The sequence below is a fragment of the Paraburkholderia gardini genome (assembly GCF_907164575.1).
GTDB lineage: Bacteria > Pseudomonadota > Gammaproteobacteria > Burkholderiales > Burkholderiaceae > Paraburkholderia > Paraburkholderia gardini.
The window spans coordinates 1-17,609 of the sequence record NZ_CAJQYY010000021.1; the positions used below are offsets into that span (position 1 = coordinate 1).

At 64.1% G+C, this 17,609-nt stretch carries 16 protein-coding genes; 9 read left to right on the plus strand and 7 right to left on the minus strand.

Annotated features, from left to right (window positions below):
* Positions 1 to 89: 89 nt before the first annotated feature.
* Positions 90 to 899 carry an SDR family NAD(P)-dependent oxidoreductase gene (locus tag LPA34_RS17710; RefSeq protein WP_228980511.1) on the minus strand — a complete coding sequence of 270 codons (810 nt, stop codon included), beginning with the start codon at positions 897 to 899 and terminating at the stop codon, positions 90 to 92.
* A gap of 221 nt (positions 900 to 1,120) precedes the next feature.
* Between LPA34_RS17710 and LPA34_RS17715 the strand changes: the two genes are divergently transcribed.
* The 3 genes from LPA34_RS17715 to LPA34_RS17725 all read left to right on the plus strand — a co-directional run bounded on the left by LPA34_RS17715 (position 1,121) and on the right by LPA34_RS17725 (position 5,382).
* The gene (locus LPA34_RS17715) at positions 1,121 to 2,053 is read left to right on the plus strand and encodes a GlxA family transcriptional regulator (RefSeq protein WP_228980514.1); all 933 of its coding nucleotides are present in this window, start codon (positions 1,121 to 1,123) and stop codon (positions 2,051 to 2,053) included.
* A gap of 332 nt (positions 2,054 to 2,385) precedes the next feature.
* Positions 2,386 to 4,602, plus strand: coding sequence for a TonB-dependent receptor (locus LPA34_RS17720; RefSeq protein ID WP_228980515.1), 2,217 nt, complete (start codon positions 2,386 to 2,388; stop codon positions 4,600 to 4,602).
* Positions 4,603 to 4,695: 93 nt separating this feature from the next.
* Complete coding sequence (locus tag LPA34_RS17725) at positions 4,696 to 5,382, plus strand: Fe2+-dependent dioxygenase (protein ID WP_228980517.1); 687 nt, start codon at positions 4,696 to 4,698, stop codon at positions 5,380 to 5,382.
* A gap of 29 nt (positions 5,383 to 5,411) precedes the next feature.
* Here the strand turns inward: LPA34_RS17725 and LPA34_RS17730 are convergent, their stop codons facing one another.
* Positions 5,412 to 6,329, minus strand: coding sequence for a LysR family transcriptional regulator (locus LPA34_RS17730; RefSeq protein ID WP_228980518.1), 918 nt, complete (start codon positions 6,327 to 6,329; stop codon positions 5,412 to 5,414).
* A 127-nt stretch (positions 6,330 to 6,456) separates the two neighbouring features.
* Here LPA34_RS17730 and LPA34_RS17735 point away from each other — a divergent pair, with 127 nt between their 5' ends.
* The 3 genes from LPA34_RS17735 (at position 6,457) to LPA34_RS17745 (ending at position 8,701) form a co-directional block, all read left to right on the plus strand.
* On the plus strand, positions 6,457 to 7,305 hold the full coding sequence (locus LPA34_RS17735; protein WP_228980521.1) for a glutathione S-transferase C-terminal domain-containing protein: 849 nt from the start codon (positions 6,457 to 6,459) through the stop codon (positions 7,303 to 7,305).
* Positions 7,306 to 7,473: 168 nt separating this feature from the next.
* Positions 7,474 to 8,157 (plus strand): glutathione S-transferase family protein, encoded by a 684-nt coding sequence (locus tag LPA34_RS17740; protein WP_228980524.1) that lies wholly within the window; start codon positions 7,474 to 7,476, stop codon positions 8,155 to 8,157.
* 103 nt (positions 8,158 to 8,260) lie between these two features.
* Positions 8,261 to 8,701, plus strand: a complete 441-nt coding sequence (locus LPA34_RS17745; RefSeq protein WP_228980526.1) for a VOC family protein — start codon at positions 8,261 to 8,263, stop codon at positions 8,699 to 8,701.
* Between the two features lie 39 nt (positions 8,702 to 8,740).
* On the opposite strand, the gene LPA34_RS17750 is transcribed toward LPA34_RS17745, so the two are convergent.
* On the minus strand, positions 8,741 to 10,327 hold the full coding sequence (locus LPA34_RS17750) for an L-lactate permease (protein ID WP_228980760.1): 1,587 nt from the start codon (positions 10,325 to 10,327) through the stop codon (positions 8,741 to 8,743).
* A gap of 285 nt (positions 10,328 to 10,612) precedes the next feature.
* Positions 10,613 to 11,251: a LysE family translocator gene (locus LPA34_RS17755; RefSeq protein WP_228980528.1), complete on the minus strand. Its 639-nt coding sequence runs from the start codon at positions 11,249 to 11,251 to the stop codon at positions 10,613 to 10,615.
* Positions 11,252 to 11,399: 148 nt separating this feature from the next.
* Here LPA34_RS17755 and LPA34_RS17760 point away from each other — a divergent pair, with 148 nt between their 5' ends.
* Both LPA34_RS17760 and LPA34_RS17765 read left to right on the plus strand, forming a co-directional pair.
* Positions 11,400 to 11,885, plus strand: a complete 486-nt coding sequence (locus LPA34_RS17760) for a low affinity iron permease family protein (protein WP_228980530.1) — start codon at positions 11,400 to 11,402, stop codon at positions 11,883 to 11,885.
* Positions 11,886 to 12,101: 216 nt separating this feature from the next.
* Positions 12,102 to 13,265 (plus strand): aromatic ring-hydroxylating oxygenase subunit alpha, encoded by a 1,164-nt coding sequence (locus LPA34_RS17765; RefSeq protein WP_228980532.1) that lies wholly within the window; start codon positions 12,102 to 12,104, stop codon positions 13,263 to 13,265.
* 171 nt (positions 13,266 to 13,436) lie between these two features.
* Here the strand turns inward: LPA34_RS17765 and LPA34_RS17770 are convergent, their stop codons facing one another.
* Positions 13,437 to 14,390, minus strand: coding sequence for a helix-turn-helix domain-containing protein (locus LPA34_RS17770; protein ID WP_411179006.1), 954 nt, complete (start codon positions 14,388 to 14,390; stop codon positions 13,437 to 13,439).
* 132 nt (positions 14,391 to 14,522) lie between these two features.
* Here LPA34_RS17770 and LPA34_RS17775 point away from each other — a divergent pair, with 132 nt between their 5' ends.
* Complete coding sequence (locus tag LPA34_RS17775; RefSeq protein WP_228980536.1) at positions 14,523 to 15,431, plus strand: DMT family transporter; 909 nt, start codon at positions 14,523 to 14,525, stop codon at positions 15,429 to 15,431.
* Positions 15,432 to 15,530: 99 nt separating this feature from the next.
* Here LPA34_RS17775 and LPA34_RS17780 read toward each other — a convergent pair whose 3' ends face one another.
* Positions 15,531 to 16,112, minus strand: coding sequence for a DUF3501 family protein (locus LPA34_RS17780; RefSeq protein WP_228980537.1), 582 nt, complete (start codon positions 16,110 to 16,112; stop codon positions 15,531 to 15,533).
* A 22-nt stretch (positions 16,113 to 16,134) separates the two neighbouring features.
* Positions 16,135 to 17,472: a heterodisulfide reductase-related iron-sulfur binding cluster gene (locus LPA34_RS17785; RefSeq protein ID WP_228980539.1), complete on the minus strand. Its 1,338-nt coding sequence runs from the start codon at positions 17,470 to 17,472 to the stop codon at positions 16,135 to 16,137.
* Positions 17,473 to 17,609: the final 137 nt, after the last annotated feature.

A 17,609-nucleotide genomic window follows, 5' to 3' on the forward strand; every position in this document is an offset into this window, starting at 1 on the left:
CGGCGGGCCCCCTCCCCCGGGGGGTCCTCGGGGAACACCGCCGGGGGCGCAAACCCGCCCGGGCCTTTCGTCAAACGCGCGCGGGTCCGTTACGCCGCCGCGCCCACGCCGTAGCGCGCCGCCGGACGGCTATGCGACAGGTTCGGGCCGAGCGCGAGACGCGCGTCGTCGGCCTTTTGCCAGTCCGCCGCATCCGGCAACGACGGAATCGTGACGAGTTCGCCCTGGTCGAGACCGGCGAGCGCCGCATCGACCATATCGGCGGCCGACATCACCCAGGCTTGCGGCAACGCCGTGACCGGCATGCCCGCGCGATCCCAGAACTCCGTGCTGGTTGCGCCCGGCAGCACGGCCTGCACCTGCACGCCTTTCGAGCCGACTTCGTGATGCAGCGACTGCGTGAAGCTCAGCACGAACGACTTCGTGCCGCCATACACGCCGTTCAGCAGCTCCGGCGAAACCGCGACGATCGACGAAATATTGATCACCGTTCCCTTGCCGCGCGCGACCAGACCCGGCACCACCGCCGACGTCAGCCGCGTCAGCGCGACGACGTTCAGCTGGATCATGCTTTCGAGGCTGTCCGGATCGGAATCGATCAGCGTGGCCGTCGCGCCGACGCCGGCGTTGTTGACCAGCATCGTGATGCCCGCATCGGAGCGCAGACGCGCTTCGATGCGGCGCACGTCGGCGGTCACGGTCAGATCGGCGCCGAGCGTTTCGACCGTGCGGCCGGTTTCCGTCGACAGCCTGTCCGCGAGGTTCGCCAGACGCTGCGTATCGCGCGCCACCAGGATCAGGTCGTAGCCGCGGCGCGCGAGACGATCCGCGTAAATCGCGCCGATGCCCGACGATGCGCCCGTAACCAGCGCCGTGCCCCTGTTCGATGAAGTTGCCATTTGAAACTCTCCTTGAGCGCGCGGCCTGCGCCGCCGCGATGCGCCGTTCATGTTGATCAATAAGGGAAAAATCGCGACGGATGCCCGGTTGACCGGCGGCTTCCGCTGTTGACATGGGAGAGTCTAGGCGCGTATCGTCGTGTCTCAAATGACGTATTTACCTCGTTTTCGGACATTATCGTTCGATGTAGCAGGAACAGCGGCCAAACGAAGGGGGTGGGATGAAGCGCGTCGGTGTGGTGGTTTTCCCGGGATTCCAGATTCTCGACATGGTCGCCGTGTCAGTGTTCGAGATTGCGAACCTGGAGGCGGGCAAGCCAACGTATGAAATCGAGGTCATCTCCGAGCATGGCGGGCTCGTGCGCAGTTCGGCGGGCGTGCAGGTCGAATCGAAGGCGTTCGACGATCCCGCGTACGACACAGTGGTCGTGGCCGGCGCGATGTTCGTCGAGCCTTCGTCGGCTGGCCTGCGCACGTTCCTGAATCGCGCGCTGGCCGCGTCGCGGCGCACCGCCAGCATCTGTACCGGTGCATTCGTGCTCGCCGAAGCGGGCATCCTCGACGGCAGGCGGGTCACGACGCACTGGGTTTTCGCCCGCGAACTGCAACACCGTTTCCCGAAAGCGCGGGTGGACGACGACCGCATCTTCATCGTCGATGGTTCGGTGTGGACGTCGGCGGGTATGACCGCGTGCATCGACCTGTGTCTCGCGCTCGTCGAGGCCGATCTGGGCGCCGATGTCTCGCGCGCGATCGCAAGAAAGCTCGTGGTCTATCACCGGCGCACCGGCGGCCAGTCGCAGTTTTCCGCGATGCTCGACCTGCAGCCGCGTTCCGACCGCATCCAGACCGCACTCACATGGGCTAAGGGTCATCTGCGCGAGCGGCTGTCGGTGGAAACGCTCGCTGAGGTCGCGCATTTGAGCCCACGCCAGTTCAGCCGCGCGTTTCGCGACGAGACGCGGCAGTCGCCGGCGAAAGCCATCGAAAACCTGCGTGTGGAAGCGGCGCGATCGATGATCGAGACCGGTCGTCATTCGCTGGAAACCGTCGCGGTCGAAACCGGCTTTGTCGACACCGAGCGGATGCGTCGGGCGTTTCTGCGCGCGTTCGGCCAGCCGCCGCAGGCCATCAAGCGAGCAGCGCGCGCGTAGATCCGGGGCGGTTTGCGCGCTTCACCATGGCTGCTTCCATAGTCTTCCACGAAGCTTTTTGCCGGGCTTCGTCGTCACCTCTCCCTGAAACGTCCCGCCGGAAAGTGTTGTAAGCACACTCATTAAATACCCACCAAATGCATGGCTTTGTTGCGAATCGTTACCATTTGTGAAATGATAACGATTCGCATTTAACGGCATTGCCGGTCCCTGAACAGTGGTCTGGCGGGGTTGAATCGCGCGCGCGACATGACGCGCAGCGGGCCACGGCGGGACGTCCGTGTTTCGCCAGACCGAAAAAAGAAACGCAACAACGACAGGGATTCACGACGATGATCAGGACGACACCGCTCGCGGCGGCCATTTTGGCTGTATTCGCGACACCGCTGTACGCGCAGACCACCGCCCAGCCGGCCACGCGCGCTGCCCAGCCAGCGCAATCCGCCCCGACCGCTACCGCCGACGCCGCCAGCAATACGCTGCCCGCCGTCAACGTAACCGGCCAGGCCGACAACAGCGGCGACTTCCAGCCCGAAAAATCGAGCGTCGGCGCGAAGGTGCCGACTGCATTGCGCGACATTCCGCAGGCCGCCGTTGTGGTACCGAAAGCGGTGCTGCAATCGCAGGCCGCGACGTCGTTCAGCGACGCGCTGCGCAACGTGCCGGGCGTCACGCTCGGCGCGGCCGAAGGCGGCCAGATCGGCAACAACATCAACCTGCGCGGCTTCACGGCGCGCACCGACATCTATCTCGACGGCTTCCGCGACCGCGGCCAGTACTATCGCGATACGTTCAACCTGGAATCGATCGACGTGCTGTACGGCCCGTCGTCGCTGTATTTCGGGCGTGGCTCGACGGGCGGCGTGATCAACCAGGTCAGCAAGGAGCCGAATCTCAAGCAGCGCGCCGACGTGTCGGTGCAGGCCGGTACGCACGACCGCTATCGCACGACCGTCGACCTGAACCAGCCGATCAGCGATACCGCCGCATTCCGTATCAACGCGTTCGGCCAGGATCTCGGCTCGAGCCGCGACGTGATGAAGAACAAGGACTACGGCGTCGCGCCGGAAGTGAAGTTCGGCATCGGCACGCCGACCGAAATCACGCTGTCCGCGCTGATCCAGCACAACCGCGACCAGGCGGACTACGGCGTGCCGTCCCTGAACGGTCATCCGGCGCCGGTGAATCGCGGCGCGTTCTACGGCTTCACCGACGACCGCACGATGCAGGACGTGCAGCAGTTCTCCGCGCGCATCCAGCATCGCTTCAACGAAAACCTGACGCTGCGCAACCAGACGCAGATCGCCCACTACAGCACCGAAGCGCGCGAGACCAATGCGGCGTCCGTGCTGACCGGCCCGCTCGCGAGCTCGACCGCCCTCACGAACGGCAATTACACGACGCTGCCGCTCTCGTCGCTGTACGTGAAGCTGCAGGGCAAAGACCGCAACATCAACGACCACTCGCTGTACAACTCGACCGATCTCGAAGCGAAGTTCAATACCGGTTTCGTCAAGCACGACGTGATCGTGGGCGTCGACCTGAGCCACGAGACGTACAGCAACCAGTCCTTCGCCGCGACCACGCCGGGCCTGCCGTCGAACACGCTGGCAATCGTGCCGCTGATCGACCCGACGTACACCACGCGTCCGGCGAATGTGAACGAAGTGGCCACCAATCTCGCCGAATCGAGCGCGAACGGCATCGGCCTCTACATGAACGATACGATTTCGCTCGGCGAACACTGGAAGGTGGTCGGCGGCGTGCGCTGGGATCGCTACGAGGCGTCGATCAACAATTCGATCAACGTGCCGGGCTACGCCACGCAGACGAACTTCTTCACCAGCGTGCGCGGCGGCATCATCTATCAGCCGACCGACTGGCAGTCGTACTACGTGTCGTACGGCACGTCGTTCGACCCTTCGCTCGAAGCGCTGACGCTCACGAACGGCCAGCAGAACCTGCCGCCGGAAAAGAACCGCTCGTATGAAATCGGCTCGAAGTGGGATCTGCTGGGCGGCGGACTGTCCGTGACGCAGTCGCTCTTCGACATCGAAAAGACGAACGCACGCACGCAGGATGCAACCGGCAACTACCAGCTCGACGGCGACATCCGCGTGCGCGGCTATCAGCTCGGACTTGCCGGCCACATCACGAACAAGTGGCAGGTGTTCGGCGGCTACACGTACATGAACGGCACCGTGCTGGAAGCGCTCGACGGCACCGCGGGCAAGACACCCGCCAACACGCCGCGCAACATGCTCACGTTGTGGACCACGTACGACTTCACGCCGCACTGGCAGGTCGGCGGCGGCCCGGTGTACACGTCGTCGCGTTATGCGGCGAACAACAATCTGGTGTCGGTCGGCGGCTACACGCGCTGGGATGCGATGGCCGCATATCACGCGAAGAAGTACGACGTGCAGTTCAACCTGCTGAACTTCACGGACAAGAAGTACTACGACGCGCTGATTCCGTCCGACGGCGGCCGCGCGGTGCCGGGTTACGGCCGCACCTTCCTTGCCACGCTAAACTATCGCTTCTTCTGATCGCTGCGCTGGATCAGTCAGGCGACGGTTCACGAAACACCGCCCGTTTCGCTTCTGGGGAAACGGGCGGTTTGACGCAGGAAGTATCACACGATGATTGTCACGATCCCGGACGTTCTCAGTCCCGCAGACGCCGCCACGATGCGTGCGCGGCTCGAAGCCGCCACGGATTCATGGGTGGACGGCCGCGCGACGGCGGGCTATCAGGGCGCGCCGGTCAAGCGCAACCAGCAGATCGCGGAAGGCTCGCCGATCGCGGCGGAAATGGGCGAAATCATCGTCGCATCGCTGGAGCGGCATCCGGTGTTTATCAGCGCGGGGCTGCCGAACAAGCTGTATCCGCCGCTCTTTAACCGCTACGAAGGCGGCATGCACTTCGGCAGTCACGTGGATGGCGCGATCCGCCTCGTTCCCGGACACGGCGCGCGCGTGCGCACCGATCTGTCGATCACGCTCTTTCTCACGCCGCCCGACGAATACGACGGCGGTGAGCTGCTGATCGAGGATACCTTCGGCGTGCAGGAAGTGAAGCTGCCCGCCGGGCACGCGATTCTCTATCCGGGTACGAGCCTGCATCAGGTGCGGCCGGTCACGCGCGGCGCACGGGTGTCGAGCTTCTTCTGGGCGCAGAGCCTCGTGCGCGACGATACGAAGCGCGCGCTGCTGTACGACATGGACAACGCGATCCAGCGTCTGAACGCAACGAACGGCGACGAATCGGCAAAGCGCACGCTCGTCGGCGTGTATCACAACCTGCTGCGGCTCTGGAGCGAGACGTAACGCGTTTCGTCTTCGTCGCCGCCGTCCGTTCACGCGAAGCGATCCATTCCCTGCACGAGACGTTGCGCGAGCCTCGGCTGACGCAACTGTTCGAGCCACCACTGCAGCGCGCGGCCTTCGTGATCGCCGCGCCATGCCACATAGAGCACGTTCGGCTCGCGCGGATCGGCGGTTGCCTTTTCCACCAGCTCGCCGCGTTCGAGCAGCGATGCCACCCGATAGCGCGGCAGCCAGCCGACACCGAGCGCGTCGCGCTGGGCGAGGATTTTCGCGCGCATGCTGGGCACCGCAAGCGCCGGCTGCCCGCCGACGACGCCGTATGCGCGCCCGCCTGTCATCCGCGACGAGTCCGCCACCACGACCGCGCGATGCGCGACGATCCGCTCGCGCCGCAGCGGCTCTTCCACCGCGGCGAGCGGATGGCGCGGCGACACGGCGAACACCCATTCCATCGAGCCCAGCTCGAACCAGCGCAATCCCGGAATGGCCGGCGGTTCATTGGTCGCACCGACGATCAGGTCGGCGCGACCGTCGCGCAGCGCTTCCCACGTGCCGGAGAGCACTTCGCCCGTCATACGCAGCGTGACGCCGGAGTTCAGCTCATCGAACGCATGCACGACCGGCATCAGGAACTCGAACTCCAGGATTTCGTCGGTGACGATCCACAGGCGGTCTTCCCAGCCGCTCGCGATCTGGCGCACGCGCTGCGTCATGCGCGAGACGTCCTGCATCAGCCGCGCCGCCTCCTGCGCCAGCAGATGCCCCGCCGGCGTGAGTTGCAGCCGGTAGCGGCGCCGGTCGAAGAGCAGCGCGTCAAACCGGGTTTCCAGCTGCCGCGCGGCGTGCGAAACGGTCGAAGGCGCCTTGCCCAGCCGCGCCGCCGCCCGCGAGAGGCTGCCGCTCTCCCGTATCGCCTCCAGCAGGGACAATTCGTCTTCTGACAACATGTTCAACTCCTTCGAACGAGTTCATCGGAAAAATCGTACGGCAAAACCGGTGCGCCAGTCCACCATGGCATCACGTCACCAGAAGATCCTGTCGGGATCGCTGGAAATCTCACCGGAGAAAACCGTCATGAGCCGCTTGAACAAAGTCGCAAAGCACGCTGGCGTGGCCCTGCTGGCCGCCGGCGCGATGCTGTCGGCCGCGCATGCCGCCACGCAACCCGTCGTCCAGGATCGTTCGATCAATGCGAACGGTATCGAGCTGCATTACCTTGCGGCAGGTCACGGCGACGCAACACCGGTCGTCCTGCTGCACGGCTACGCCGAGTCGAGCCACATGTGGCTGCCGCTGATCAAACAGCTCGACGACCGCCGCGTCGTGGGGGACAAATGGCAGGGGAAGATCGTCAATAACGAGTCGTCGGAAATCATCCGCATGCTGAACTCGGCGTTCGACGGAATCGGCGCGAAAGCAGGCGATTTTTATCCCGCGGCGCTGCGCGAAGAAATCGATGCGATCAACCTGCGTGTGTACGACACCGTAAACAACGGCGTCTACAAGTCGGGCTTCGCGACGACGCAGCAGGCGTATGAAGAAGCCGTCGTGCCGCTCTTCGATTCGCTCGACTGGCTCGAGGAGAAACTGGCGACACGCCGCTTCCTGACCGGCGATCACGTCACCGAGGCCGACATCCGTCTCTTCACCACGCTGATCCGCTTCGACGCGGTGTATGTCGGGCACTTCAAGTGCAATCTGCGGCGGATCGCCGATTACCCGAACCTGTCGGCTTATGCACGCGATGTTTACCAGTTGCCGGGCGTCGCGGGCACGGTGGATTTCGGGCACATCAAGCGGCATTGCTACGAGAGCCATCCTTCAGTGAATCCGACCGGCATCGTGCCGCTCGGCCCGGTACAGAACTTCACCACGCCGCACGATCGCGCACGGCTTTCCGGTAACGCGCCGCCCATCGCCTGACGCCGCTCCGGCCTGCCCGGCCGGACGCGGTTGCACATATCGCGGCGCGGCATGAGGCGCGCGCCGCGTCCAGTTAGTCCAACGATCTTCGACCACGCGGTTCGCCGCATGGTCGTGGCCAGCCTCGTCTCCAGCGTTTGCTGTCACTCACTTAATCAGGGAATCATCATGCTGAAGTTTTATTTCCACCCGTCGCCGAATCCGATGAAAGCCGCGTTGCTGCTCGAAGAACTGCAGACGCCTTTCGAACTCGTCGCAGTCGACACCTTCAAGGGCGAGCAGCACCAGCCCGACTTCCTGAAGATCAATCCGAACGGGAAAGTGCCCGCGATCGATGACGACGGCGTCGTCGTGTTCGATTCGCACGCGATCCTGTTCTACCTCGGCGCGAAGCATGGCCGCTTCATCCCTTCGACGGCGAAGGAACACGCCCGGATGCTGTCGTGGCTGCAGTTCGTCGCAACCGGCCTGTCACCGTTCTCGGGTCAGGCGGTCCACTTCCTGCATCACGCACCGGAAGCGCTGCCGTACGCGCGCAACCGCTACCTGAAGGAAGTCGGACGTCATTACCGCGTGCTCGACGACCGTCTCGCGCAGTCGAAGTATCTGGCCGGCGACGAATACACGATCGCCGACATGGCGTTGTGGGGCTGGGCGAACTTCGCCGGCTACATCCTCGGCGAGAAAGGTCTGACGGATTATCCGGACGTGAAGCGCGTCGTCGACGAAATCTCGGCGTGCCCGGCCGCTGCCCGCGCGCAGGCACTGAAGGAAAAGCTGACGCTGAAGGCGGAGTTCGACGAGGAAACCCGTCGCGCGCTGTTCCCGCAGAACGCTGAAATCGCGGCCTGAGCGGCTTCACGCATCAGTCACGCAACTGAAGGCCGGCGAGCCGGCCACCGATCGCAAAAGACAGCAACCGACGAAGCGCTGGTTTCGTCGCAAGGAGTCCGTGATGTCAACGATTCAAACGAAGCCTGCGCCAGTCGGCGGTTTGCGGCTGCATAACTTCGCGCTCGCCGTGCGCGACCTCGACGCGATGATCGCGTGGTACGAAGCCGTGCTGGGCTTTGCCGTAAGCGAACGCGGGCGGTTCGATGCCGTCGGCGCCGACTACGCGATGATCGAAGCCGGCGGCATGCGCATCGAACTGGTATCGCGTGCCGGCGAAACCGGTCGCCCGGTCGATCGCACCGCGCCGCCTGGGCATCTGAACGTGCCGGGCTGGAAAGCGCTCGTGCTGGAAACGGACGATCTGCCTGCCGCGACCGCCGCGCTCGTGCGGCACACCGTCGAGATCGTGTGGGCCGACCAGCCGCTTTCAGCGCATCTGCGCTCGACGATGATCCGCGATCCCGAAGGCAACATGATCAATATCTTCGGGCCAGCGAAGTAACGGGATCGCCTTCTCAGACAGCGGGCGCTTCTGCGAGCCTTATTGGCCTCCGGGGAGCGTCATCAGGCCAGGCGCGAAGAAGTAAAACCCGACCCCGATCACCACCAGGTAGATCAGCATGATGAACGTCCACCCCATGTTGTGGCGGATCACTTCGCCTTCGTTGCGTACAAAGCGGCTCGTCGATACACCGACACTTGCGGTCTGTGGCGCCACCGGCTTGCCGACTTCGGCTCCCACCGAATTGAGCGACGGCAGGAGCAGCGTTGGAAAGCCCAGCAGGCGCCCGACTGTCACCTGAAAGAAGCCGAACATCGCGTTCGTGGACGTATTGCTGCCGGACAGCGCCACGCCAATCCAGCCCAGAATGGGCGCGACGATGATGAAAGCGACGCCGAGCTTCGAGAATCCCTCGGCAAGGGAAGCCGCCATGCCCGAGAAATTGAAGACATAGGCGAGGCCGAAGATGAAGATGCCCACCAGCATGGCTCCCCACATCTGGTGCCATGTGCGGCGGAAGGCCTCCGCATATTGCGCGGGCTTCATGCCAAGCAGCAGGCTGATGATGAACCACGACGCCAGGATGGCCGAGCCGCCGATAAAGGGCGCAAAAGCGAAGGTAGCGGCCACCGTCGAGCCCTGATGGATCGACGAGCCCGCGGCGACCGAAAGCTTGAACCACACGATGCGCGGCAAGGGCGACCAGGGACCGGTCCAGAGTACGACCACCACGATCAGGACGATGAAGGGCAACCAGGCGCGAAACACCCGGCCGCCGGACAGGCCGTGTGGCTCGTTGCCCGCTGCGGCAAGCGCCGCATCGACCGGCTTGCCGCCGTAGCCGAGTACGCGTTTCGGCCGCCAGAAACGCAGCAGCACAAGCAGGGCCGCAAAGCAGACGATCGCGCCCGTTATATCGGGCAGATAAGGTCCAAGATAAACCGCCACAGGATACTGTCCTGCGATGTAGGCGAGGGAGCCGACCACGGCGAGCGGCCAGCCATCGCGCAGACCGGTTCGTCCGGAGACCAGGTAGATCAGGATCCACGGCGGCAGCAGCGCAAGCACGGCCACGATGTGCGCCACCGAGGCGGACAGCGCCATGAGCGGAAGGCCCGTCACGGCGGCAAGTGCGACGATTGGCACGCCGAGCGCGCCATACGACACCGGGGCGTTATTCGCGATCGCCGCAACCCGGATGGCGTCGAGATCAGGGATGCCAAGGGCGATCAGGATAGGCGCGACAAATGCCCACGGATAGCCGAAACCAACGAGCCCCTCCAGCAGGGCGCCGAACGCCCAGGCGAACAGGATGGTCTGCACCCGGACGTCCGCGGTGCCGAGGCTCGTCAGCCAGCGCCGGAAGTCATCGAACGTACCGGTCAAGGTCAGCGAGTTGAACATCATCACGCCCCAGAACGTGATCCAGTCGACTGCCCAGATGCCCGTCAGCGAACCATAGACGTATGCCCGGATTCCGGTGTCGACCGGCATGTGCCACACCGCCACCGCCAGCACCAGCGTGACAATGGCGCCGATCAATACGGAAATCCACGCGGAAAGCTTGAAGACCGCAAGCAGGATCAGAAGAACAACCACGGGGATGAGCGCCAGCAACCATGACACAAAGAGGTTGCCAGCTGGATTGAGAATCTGCTGGAACATGGATCAGACTCCTTTCTGTTGTTTTGACATAACAGGAGACACATGATCAGGTGAAGCTGCTGCCTGTAATGAAGTGTAGGCAGCAAAGTCCATTAGAACAAAGACTTGACCGGTTACGTCTGACAGCCGGAGTGGTGGTTGCCGCGCCGGTTGCGTGCCGGTGAAGGTGGGACGCGGCGTGGGATCGGCTGCGGTCTCCCGCATTCGCGGGCGGCAAGAACCGCTCACGCTCCCGTCACAGCACGATCAGATACCGGCTTTATGCGCCGTCCAGATCAGGCGCAGGCCGAGTGCGGCGATCGCGCCTGCCGCGATCCGGTCGACCCACGCCTTCGCCCGGATATACATCTCACGTGGCCGGCGGCTCGAAAACCCGAGCGCGACGACGGTGTACCAGCCGGCTTCGATGGTGAACACGGCGGGAGGCAGCAGGAAATAGCACCACAGCGGCGGATGATGCGGCAGCAGTGCGGCGAAGATACTGCCGTAATAGATCGCCGTCTTCGGATTGCTCAGCTGCGTGCTCAGGCCGATCCAGAACGACTTGCGTGCATCCTGCCGTCCGGCGCCCGCGGTCGCGTCGACGGTGAACGGCGAGGCCGCGCCGCGCCAGATTTTCGACGCGATCCAGATCAGATACAGGCCGCCCGCCACCTTCAGCCCCAGATAAAGCCAGCCGACGGCCGCCAGCACGGTATACAGCCCGACGAGTGCGATGCCGCTGAAAAACACGCCGCCGACGCCCATCCCAAGCGCCGTCGCGAGGCCGTCGCGCCGCGACAGGCCGATCGAGCTGCGCGCGACGATCAGGAAGCTGGGTCCGGGGCTCATCGCGCCGATCAGCAGCGCACCCAGGATAGTGACAATAGCGGCGGATGGATTCATGCCCGGGCTCCCTGACAGATGGATCGACAATGGAAAAGACAGACTGCCATTGTAGGGCGTGATGCCGCCTCGTGTGGGGGACGGTGTGTCATCATCCAGCCGGAAGTACAGACGTCCCCGACCGGTCAACCTGAAGACGGAGATCTGGATGCACAGAACCTGGTTTTCGAAATTCTCGAGCTTCCTTTCCACGATGACGGGCCGCCCGCTGACGTTCGTGGTCGCCGCGGCGCTGGTCGTGCTGTGGGCGGTCACCGGGCCGCTCTTCCACTACAGCGACACGTGGCAGCTGGTCATCAACACGTCGACCACGATCGTGACCTTCCTCATGGTGTTCCTGATCCAGAACACCCAGAACCGCGATACGGCCGCGATGCAGATCAAGCTCGACGAGCTGATCCGCGCGATCGAGGGCGCGCACAACGCGCTGCTCGACCTCGAGGAACTGGAAGAGCGTGACCTGACCCGTTTTCGCCGACACTATGAAAAGCTCGCCGAAGAGGCCCGGATCGCGCTGAGCGCGGGCGGCGTCGACACGGATTCGCCGTTCGTCCAGAGCGACGACGGTGACGATGACGCGGGTGGCGATCGCGCCAGTGACCGGAAATCCAGCGGCCGCGAGCCACGAAAATAGCGGCATCGAAGCGCCGCGGCGAGACATATTTACCGCCCGGCTCCGGGCCGCCAGCGGCGCCGCGCGCCCGCCAGGCGGGCCAGGGCGAGCAAACCCGGCATTCGCAAACACTGCGCGCGGACTTTGGTTCGAGTAGACTGACCGGCGAAGTTCATCCAATTGCTGTCAATTATTTCAATCGACGGGATCCAGTTCAGTCGCAAGGAGGCGTCCCCCATGCATGCAGTTCCCACGCTGGATAGCAGCACCCTTGATGAGGCCGCTTCCGGCGCAGCCGCGGGGGCGCCGGTGCGCGACCTGCGTCGCGTGCCCATTCACCCGGATAACTGGTATCCGCTCGCGTGGTCGCGGGAAGTGAAGCGCGGCAAGACACACGGCGTCCATTTTGCCGGCGAGCCGATCGTGCTGGCGCGCACGGAGTCCGGCAAGGTGTTCGCGCTGGAAGACCGCTGCGCGCACCGCCAGGTACCGCTGCATCAGGGTGTCGTCGATGGCGAATCGATCCGTTGCGGCTATCACGGCTGGACCTACGACTGCTCGGGCAAGTGCATCGATGTGCCGTACCTGGGTCGCGAACGGCTGCCGAACGGCGTGCGCTCGTATCCGTGCCGCGAAGTCGAAGGCCTGATCTTCGTGTTTCCCGGCGACCCCGCACTCGCGGAAACAAAACCGCTGCCACCGCTCGCCTCGGTAAACGACAAGGCGTACAAGACGCGTCGTTTCGGCCGCGCCGTCAAATGTCATTACTCGTTCATGCACGAGAACCTGATGGACATGAACCACCAGTTCCTGCACCGCCGGCAGATGGGCCAGATGCGCGCCCGTTCGCTCGGGCGTCGGCGCGGCGAAGGCTGGGTCGAGGTCGACTACACGTTCGCGCGCATGGAAGGCAAGCAGCCGGTCGGCGAGGCACTCGTGTTCGGCCAGAACCGCAGCAGCGGCGGCCAGAACGACAAGGACGTGATGACGATCCGTACGGAATATCCGTATCAGACGCTACAGATCCGCACGTCCGACCAGACGCTCGTGATGAATCTCTGGATCATCTACGTGCCGCTCGATGCCGAGCAGCGCACGAACCGCACGTTCGGGCTGCTGTCGATCAGGAAGCCGGGCATTCCGGGCGCGCTCGATCTGGCGTGGCCGTTGCTGGTGTGGTTCACCGAGCGCATTTTCAGGGAAGACCGCGAGATCGTCGAAGCCGAGCAGGCCGCGCACGACAAACAGGGCGAGGACTGGAACCATGAAGTGTTTCCGGTCATCAACGAGCTGCGCGATCTGCTGCGTGAATCCGGCGCGACGCACCTTACGCCGCGCGGCGAGGCCCACACGTTGAAGGACGAAACGTGGCAGCCGTTGCGCCGCGTAGCACGGACCTGAAACCCGCGAGCGCGGGCCGGCCTTGCGCGCTGGCCCGTCTTCATCTGCACGGCCGGCGTTCAGGCGCCGGCCTGCCCCGCGAGCGTTTCCGCGACAACGCCGAAGTGCTGGTATTCGACCAGCGGCCGAACGAAGAATCCGGCCTGTGGTCCTGATCGATCGTGGACCGGTTCAGGCCGACCGCATCGTCCGGCGATACGCCGTGGGCGTGGCGCCCAGCGCCGCGCGAAAACGATGGCTCAGGTGGCTCGGATTCGCGTAGCCGCTTTGCAGCGCGACCCGCTCGAGCGGCAGCGCGGTCGTGCGCAGCAGTTCGCGCGCGCGGTCGAGTCGCTGCTGCGCGACCCACGCATGCGGCGGCAGACCAAACGACGTGCGGAACATCCGCGCCAGATGGAATTCCGACAGGCACGCGACCTCGGCCAGCTCGCCGAGCGTAAGCGACGCCGTCAGGTTCGCCGCGATGTAGTCGCGCAAGCGGCGGCGCGTCGCCACCGACAACCCGCCCTTACGTACAACGTCCGTTCGCTGCACGGATTGCGCCCTCAGCAGCAGGCTCAGCACGTCGTGGGCGGCTTCGTTGGCACGCAGGCGTCCGTCCGGGTCGTCCCACAGTTCGTTGGCGAGCGTCTGGCAGCGTTGCGCGATTTCGGCATGCTCGAAATACGTGCGGTCGGCGAGCGTCAGTTCGCGCGGCTCGCGATCGAGTTCCTGCACGGCGCGACGCGTGAAATGCCCAGGCAGGAAATACAGATGCATGAAGTGCATGTGTCCACGCACCCACCAGCGCGACTCGTGATCGCCCGGCAGCGCGCATAGCCGGCTTGGTGCGCCGTACAGGCCTGGCATCTTCTGGCGTTCGGTCCGGTAGCCGCCGTTCAGATAGCACGACAGCGTGTGATGACCGGGCCGGTCGTAGATCGTCTCCGCTTCTTCGGTATCGCGCCGCCAGATCGCGACGGCCAGCTGGTCGCCAAGCCACGCGAACTTCTCCAGCGTCGCGTTCGATTCGCCCAGCGTGCGACACACCGAGTGCAGCCCGAACGGCGGCCCGGCAGGGTCGATCAACGGAACGGGCGAATTCGTATTCACGCTGGGGCGTCGCGATGAGCAGGAAAGATGCATGAAGTATACGGGCAACGCCCCGCCGTCGCTGGCACGGGCAGGAAAAGTGCGCAATCCTGGACAAGTCGCGCGACGCCCGCGCGTGCATAGTCAGCGCTTCCGAATGTCTGGCTGCTTCCACCCATACCGCTTATGAATCCGCTTCTTTACGCCGTGACCGTGCTGATCTGGGGCACCACGTGGATCGCCATCAAATGGCAACTGGGCGTCACGCCGCCGCCCGTCTCGATCGCGCTGCGTTTCTGGCTCGCCACGCTCGTGCTGTTCGCGATCCTGCGCGTGATGCGTCGCCCGATGTGGCCGCCGCGCGCGGCGTGGCGCTTTCTGGCGGCGCAGGGTCTCGCGCTCTTTTGTGTCAACTTCCTGTGCTTCTATTACGCGGAGCAGGTGGTGCCGAGCGGCCTGGTCGCCGTGGTGTTCTCGACGGCGCCGCTGCTGAACTCGATCAACGGCCGCCTCTTCATGGGACGCACACTGCAGCCGACGGCGATCGTCGGTGCGCTGCTGGGGCTCGCCGGCATCGCGTGTCTGTTCGAGCAGCAGATGGCGCTGCACGCGGGCGACGTCGTCATGTGGCGCGGGCTCGGCATCGCCTTTCTCGGCACGATGTGCTTCTCGGCGGGCAATCTGCTGTCCAGCCGGATGCAGGGCATGGGCTTGCATCCGCTGGTCACGAACAGCTGGGCGATGCTGATCGGCGCAAGCGTGCTGACGCTCGGCAGCCTCGCCGCCGGCCTGCCGTTCGCGCTGGAAGCGGGGCCGCGCTATCTCGGCGCGCTTGCCTATCTCGCGATCCCGGGCTCGGTCATCGGCTTCACCGCCTATCTGACGCTCGTCGGACGCATCGGGCCGGAACGGGCCGCGTATTGCACCGTGCTGTTCCCGATCGTCGCGCTCGCGCTGTCGACAGTGTTCGAAGGCTATCGATGGTCGGTGCTGGCAGTGGTTGGACTGGTGCTGGTGGTGGCCGGCAATCTGGTGGCGTTCGACATGACGCGCCGGCTTTTCGCCGGAAGGTCCGCCGCGAAGCGAACGGCCTGATATGCGTGGGGTACAGCGTCGTTCCGATGTTCCGCCACATGCCATGCAACCTGCCTGCTCGCGCCCGACGCCTCCAGTCTGCCCAGGCGCCTGAAGGCGCTACTTCAGATCCCTGACGAGCGAAGCGCGAACACCCGGCTCGATCGCATAAAGCGGCACCGGGTAGTTCGGATGATCGCTACCGATACTGAGCGCCGCGCCGTCGCGCAGGCGCGCCTTCATCGAAGGCGTCAGTTCGAAGCGCACGAAATGCACCGCCGAGGTTTTATCCGCGTTATCGCGCTCCAGGTCTTCGTCGGCGATGGCATACACCGGTGCTTCGCCGTCGACCTGCACGAACACGCGATCCTCGATACCGATCAGCCGCGCGAGCGCCGCGTGTCGCTCGATTTCGTTTTGATACTCGATCTGCATCGTCGCTTTCAGATTGCTGCCATCGGGCACGAGCGGCAGATAGGCGTCGAGCTCGGCCTGGATGCCTTCCTCGTCGAAAATTTTCTCGATGTGGAGCATTTCCTGGATCTGATAGCGGATCGTCGTTTCGTCCTCGAACAGGAAGGTCACGTGATTGCCAAGCGGTACGGTGCGCGCTTTCTTGTGTTCGATGACCTGCGCACGCATCTCCTTGCGCGACTTTGCGTACGTTTCCAGCGAAAGCAGCGAATTCCGGGCGATGCTCATGACGTGCCTCACTTTGTCGGTGTCAGATGCCGTACGCCTTGCGCAGCAGCGTTAGCGGGTGCGCAAGTTCAGCGCGATGCAGGCCGTTTTCGTCGATACCCTGTTCGATGTGATGCCCCGCGAGCTGGCAGTCCGACGAGATGTAATCAGGCTCGGATTGTGCCATCGCCTTGAAGACCGGCGTGCCGATCTTCATCGCCATCGCGTGGAACTCCTTCTTTACGCCGAACGTGCCTGCATGACCCGAGCAGCGCTCGATCACGCTGACCTTCGTTTCGGGCACGAGCGACAACATATCGAACGTCTTGCGTCCGATATTCTGCACCCGCGCGTGACAGGGTACGTGATACGACACTTTCCCGAGTGCGGTCTTGAAGTTGGTTTTCAGCAGTCCGTCGCGATGGCGCGACACGAAGTACTCGAACGGATCCCAGAACGCTTCGCTGACGGCACGCACCGCCTCGTCGTCAGGGAACATCAGCGGCAGTTCGTGCTTGTACATCAGCACGCAACTCGGAATCGCGCCAATGATCGCGTAGCCCTCGCGCGCGTATTTCGCGAGCACGGGCATGTTCTTCTCTTTCTTGTCCGCGACGCCCTGCAGGTTGCCCTGTTCGAGCAGCGGCATGCCGCAGCACGCTTCGCTTTTAACGAGCTCGTAAGGAATATCGTTGTGCGCGAGCACGGCAAGCAGATCGTGACCGATGCCCGGTTCGTTGAAATTCACGTAACAGGTCGCGTAAATCGCGACCTTGCCGGGCGTGCGCTCGCCGTCCCGAACCGGCTTTTGCGGAGACTTGCGGGCCGCGCCGCGAAACTTGCGGGCCGCGAAATCGGGCAACCATGCGTCTTTGTCGACGCCCAGCGCCTTTTCCATTACGCCGCGCGCCGCCGACGTGTGGTTCACCGCGTTCACCGTCTGCGTAACAACGGGAATGCCGGCCAGATGACCGAGCGCATCGGTATTCGAAAGGAACTTGTCGCGTAACGGCACGTCGCCGCGCCTGTAATCGACCGCCTTGGCGCGCAGCATCAGATGCGGAAAATCGACGTTCCACGGATGCGGCGGCACATACGGGCATTTCGTCATGTAGCAGAGATCGCACAGATAACACTGGTCGACGACCTTGCCGAACGCGCGCGTATCGACGTCGTGCGCTTCGCCGCCGTCGGTTTCGTCGACGAGATCGAACAGCGCGGGAAACGCGCCACATAATGAAACGCAGCGCCGGCAGCCCGCGCAGATGTCGAATACGCGCGTCAGCTCCGTGTCGAGCGATGCCTGATCGTAAAACCCGTCTGAGAGCCAGTCGAGCGGATGTCGTGTGGGCGCCTCCAGACTGCCTTCTTTATGGGGCATGGCGTCAGGCTCCTCTTGCGAAAGCGATGCGATCGGACGAAGCAGCACCGCGCCGCGCCGCGCGTGCGGCACGCGACAGGCGTGCGCACACATTGCGCACGCGCGGGGGTGCGTGCTTCAGTGGCGTCGATTCAGAC

Bases quoted from the DNA above. Each gene is read 5' to 3' on its own strand.
- LPA34_RS17710 (WP_228980511.1), bottom strand. From the start codon at position 899: ATGGCAACTTCATCGAACAGGGGCACGGCGCTGGTTACGGGCGCATCG.
- LPA34_RS17715 (WP_228980514.1), top strand. From the start codon at position 1,121: ATGAAGCGCGTCGGTGTGGTGGTTTTCCCGGGATTCCAGATTCTCGAC.
- LPA34_RS17720 (WP_228980515.1), top strand. From the start codon at position 2,386: ATGATCAGGACGACACCGCTCGCGGCGGCCATTTTGGCTGTATTCGCG.
- LPA34_RS17725 (WP_228980517.1), top strand. From the start codon at position 4,696: ATGATTGTCACGATCCCGGACGTTCTCAGTCCCGCAGACGCCGCCACG.
- LPA34_RS17730 (WP_228980518.1), bottom strand. From the start codon at position 6,329: ATGTTGTCAGAAGACGAATTGTCCCTGCTGGAGGCGATACGGGAGAGC.
- LPA34_RS17735 (WP_228980521.1), top strand. From the start codon at position 6,457: ATGAGCCGCTTGAACAAAGTCGCAAAGCACGCTGGCGTGGCCCTGCTG.
- LPA34_RS17740 (WP_228980524.1), top strand. From the start codon at position 7,474: ATGCTGAAGTTTTATTTCCACCCGTCGCCGAATCCGATGAAAGCCGCG.
- LPA34_RS17745 (WP_228980526.1), top strand. From the start codon at position 8,261: ATGTCAACGATTCAAACGAAGCCTGCGCCAGTCGGCGGTTTGCGGCTG.
- LPA34_RS17755 (WP_228980528.1), bottom strand. From the start codon at position 11,251: ATGAATCCATCCGCCGCTATTGTCACTATCCTGGGTGCGCTGCTGATC.
- LPA34_RS17760 (WP_228980530.1), top strand. From the start codon at position 11,400: ATGCACAGAACCTGGTTTTCGAAATTCTCGAGCTTCCTTTCCACGATG.
- LPA34_RS17765 (WP_228980532.1), top strand. From the start codon at position 12,102: ATGCATGCAGTTCCCACGCTGGATAGCAGCACCCTTGATGAGGCCGCT.
- LPA34_RS17770 (WP_411179006.1), bottom strand. From the start codon at position 14,390: ATGCATCTTTCCTGCTCATCGCGACGCCCCAGCGTGAATACGAATTCG.
- LPA34_RS17775 (WP_228980536.1), top strand. From the start codon at position 14,523: ATGAATCCGCTTCTTTACGCCGTGACCGTGCTGATCTGGGGCACCACG.
- LPA34_RS17780 (WP_228980537.1), bottom strand. From the start codon at position 16,112: ATGAGCATCGCCCGGAATTCGCTGCTTTCGCTGGAAACGTACGCAAAG.
- LPA34_RS17785 (WP_228980539.1), bottom strand. From the start codon at position 17,472: ATGCCCCATAAAGAAGGCAGTCTGGAGGCGCCCACACGACATCCGCTC.